This is a genomic window from Micromonospora sp. C95, assembly GCF_018070465.1.
In the GTDB taxonomy this organism is placed as follows: domain Bacteria; phylum Actinomycetota; class Actinomycetes; order Mycobacteriales; family Micromonosporaceae; genus Micromonospora.
Genome location: NZ_JAGPXT010000055.1, coordinates 1 through 3,328 on the forward strand (window position 1 = coordinate 1; position 3,328 = coordinate 3,328).

At 72.6% G+C, this 3,328-nt stretch carries 2 protein-coding genes and 1 pseudogene; 2 read left to right on the forward strand and 1 reads right to left on the reverse strand.

The features are described from left to right. Positions 1 to 138 precede the first annotated feature (138 nt). The gene (gene guaA, locus KBX00_RS28885; RefSeq protein WP_210831219.1) at positions 139 to 1,695 is read left to right on the forward strand and encodes a glutamine-hydrolyzing GMP synthase; all 1,557 of its coding nucleotides are present in this window, start codon (positions 139 to 141) and stop codon (positions 1,693 to 1,695) included. A gap of 162 nt (positions 1,696 to 1,857) precedes the next feature. On the opposite strand, the pseudogene KBX00_RS29570 reads toward guaA, so the two are convergent. Then, positions 1,858 to 2,211: pseudogene (locus KBX00_RS29570) on the reverse strand (PspC domain-containing protein); the annotation flags it as partial. Positions 2,212 to 2,355: 144 nt separating this feature from the next. On the opposite strand from KBX00_RS29570, the gene KBX00_RS28895 reads away from it, so the two are divergent. Continuing rightward, positions 2,356 to 3,303 (forward strand): NUDIX hydrolase, encoded by a 948-nt coding sequence (locus KBX00_RS28895; RefSeq protein WP_210831221.1) that lies wholly within the window; start codon positions 2,356 to 2,358, stop codon positions 3,301 to 3,303. Positions 3,304 to 3,328: the final 25 nt, after the last annotated feature.

Genomic DNA, 3,328 nt, shown 5'->3' on the forward strand with positions numbered 1-3,328 from the left:
CCGCGATCTTGCACTTTGTGTCACCGCATAGCACCGCACAACGGGCATAACGGCGGCCGAAAGTGCAAGATCGGCGGGGAGGGTCGGTGGGGGTGGTGGGGGCGGGGAGGGGCGTCACGCTGGGTAGGATTGCCGGCTATGAGCCTGCCGCGTCCTGTCCTCGTGGTCGATTTCGGAGCCCAGTATGCTCAGCTGATCGCGCGTCGGGTGCGTGAGGCGAAGGTCTATTCCGAGATCGTTCCGCACACCATGCCCGTGGCCGAGATGCTGGCCCGCGATCCCGCCGCGATCATCCTCTCCGGCGGGCCGGCCAGCGTCTACGAGCCGGGCGCCCCACAGGTCGACGACGGGCTGTTCACCGCGGGCGTGCCGGTCTTCGGCATCTGCTACGGGTTCCAGGCGATGGCCCGTTCCCTCGGCGGCACGGTGGCGCGCACCGGTAGCCGCGAGTACGGCGGCACCCCGCTGCGGCCCCGTCTGCTCGACCCGGGCGTACTCCTGCGTGACCTGCCGGCCGACCTGCCGGTCTGGATGAGCCACGGAGACTGCGTGACCGAGGCGCCGGAGGGCTTCACGGTGACCGCCGAGTCGGCCGGCGCGCCGGTCGCCGCGTTCGAGGACGTGCTCGGTCGGCGGGCCGGCGTGCAGTTCCACCCAGAGGTGGGGCACACAGCGCACGGGCAGGAGATGCTCACCCGCTTCCTCTACGAGATCGCCGGGATCGAGCCGACCTGGACGGCCGAGAACATCATCGACGAGCAGGTGGCCCGGATCCGCGAGCAGGTCGGCGACAAGGAGGTCATCTGCGGTCTCAGCGGCGGGGTGGACTCGGCGGTCGCCGCCGCGCTTGTGCACAAGGCCGTCGGCAATCAGCTCACCTGCGTCTTCGTCGACCACGGGCTGCTGCGGGCGGGCGAGGCCGAGCAGGTGGAGAAGGACTACGTCGCGGCGACCGGCATCAAGCTGAAGGTGGTCGACGCGGCCGACCGGTTCCTCGGCGCGCTGGCCGGGGTGACCGACCCGGAGCAGAAGCGCAAGATCATCGGCCGGGAGTTCATCCGGGTCTTCGAGGCCGCCGCCCGGGAGATCGCCTCGCACGGCGACGTCGAGTTCCTGGTGCAGGGCACCCTCTACCCGGACGTGGTCGAGTCCGGCGGCGGCACCGGCACCGCGAACATCAAGAGCCACCACAACGTCGGCGGGCTGCCCGAGGACCTCAAGTTCGCCCTGGTCGAGCCGCTGCGCACGCTGTTCAAGGACGAGGTCCGTACGCTCGGCCTCCAGCTCGGGCTGCCCGAGGCGATGGTCTGGCGGCACCCGTTCCCCGGCCCCGGCCTGGCCATCCGGATCATCGGCGCGGTCGACCGGGAGCGGCTCGACGTGCTCCGCCGGGCCGACTTCATCGCCCGTCAGGAGCTCAGCGCCGCCGGTCTCGACCGAGGTGTCTGGCAGTTCCCGGTGGTGCTGCTGGCCGACGTGCGCAGCGTCGGTGTGCAGGGTGACGGGCGCAGCTACGGGCATCCCGTGGTGCTGCGCCCGGTCTCCAGCGAGGACGCGATGACCGCCGACTGGTCGCGCCTGCCCTACGACGTGATCGCCCGGATCTCCACCCGGATCACTAACGAGGTGGCCGAGGTCAACCGGGTGGTGCTGGACGTCACCAGCAAGCCCCCGGGCACCATCGAATGGGAGTGAGGCCGTACCGCGTCGTGCTGCGCTGACGGTGCCTCACGCCGGTGGCTGCGGCGCCGATCGTGGCGCCGGCTCCGGCGTCGCCCTGGTCTCCGGCGTGGTGTCCGGACGGGCCGCTTCGGCGTCGGCTGCCGCCGAGCCGGTCGGGGCGTCGGGGTGCGGGGTCGGCGATGCGGGCGGTCCGGCCTGCGTCCCCGGGCCGGTCGGCCCGGGGAACGGCCAGGCTGGGTGCGGGGTGGCCGGCGGAGGCGGCGGGCCGGCGGGTCCGTGCGGCGCGCCGGGCGCCGGGTGCGGCCAGGCGGGCGCGCCGGCCGGCTCCTCGGGCATCAGGAACCACATGATCGGGTACGCGAGGGCGGCGATCCCGCCGGTCACCAGCGTGACGACGGCGAAGGCCACCCGGACCAGGGTGGGGTCGACGGCGAAGTAGCGGCCGAGACCGCTGGCCACCCCGGCGATCATCCGGTCGGTGGTGGGCCGGCGCAGTTGCCGGTACGGAGCGTGAGGTGTGGACGTCATGTCTCCACGGTCCCCGTCGCGCAGCGTATCGACCTCGGTGACCGCCCGGATCCCTACCCTGAACCAGCTCTCAGGGGCGAGTGATCAGTCAGGAATCCGACTCTTTTCCGCATCGGTAACCAGTGGCGGGGAGAATTTGGCTCCGTGACCACCATGCTGGAGCCGCTGCGCAGGATCGCGGCATACGCAGTCTGTGTTGATTCCGTAGACCGAGTGTTGCTGGTCCGCGCATCGGAGCGCTCCGGCACCCCCGGCACGTGGTCCCTGCCCGGCGGGGCGGTCGACCACGGCGAGGACCCGCACCACACCGTGGTCCGCGAGACCGCCGCCGAGACCGGCCTGTCGGTGGCCGTCGCCGGCCTGCACGACGTGCTGGCCGACATGCGAGCACTGCCGGAGCGGGGCATCACCATCCACACCGACCGGTTGGTCTACCGGGTGTCGGTCCGGGGCGGCTCGCTCTCCGACCGGGTCGACCGGCCCACCGACCTGGCCCGCTGGTTCACCCGGGACGAGGCGGCACGGTTGCCGCTTCGCTCGTTCACCGCCCGCGCCCTCGGGCTGCCGGCCTCGTCGGCGGACATCGTGCCGGACGAGGCACCGGAGTTCCCCTCCTTCTACGCGGTACCCGGCCCGGACGGACTGCACCGGGCGCAGCGCTTCGCCGCGTACGCCGTGGTGACCGACCCGGAGGGACGGGTGCTGCTGACCCGGGTCTCCGACGGCTACCCGGGTGCCGGCTGCTGGCACCTGCCCGGCGGTGGCACCGACTACGGCGAGCAGCCGGGCGCGGCGCTGATCCGGGAACTGGTCGAGGAGACCGGGCAGACCGGGCGACTCGTCGAGTTGCTCGGGGTGGCCAGCCACCGGGACGCCGCCTCGCTCGGCCCCGAGGGCTACCCGATCGACTGGCACGGCGTGCGCGCCTTCTACCGGGTGGTGGTGGACCAGCCGGCCCCGCCCACCGTCGGTGACGTCGGCGGCTCCACCTGCGAGGCCCGCTGGTTCGCCCGCGAGGAACTGGGCGCTCTCCCCACCGACCGCCTCACCGAGGTCACCGCCGAAGCCGTCCAAGCCGCCCACCTAACCTGACCCCCACCCCACCCCACCCACCCAC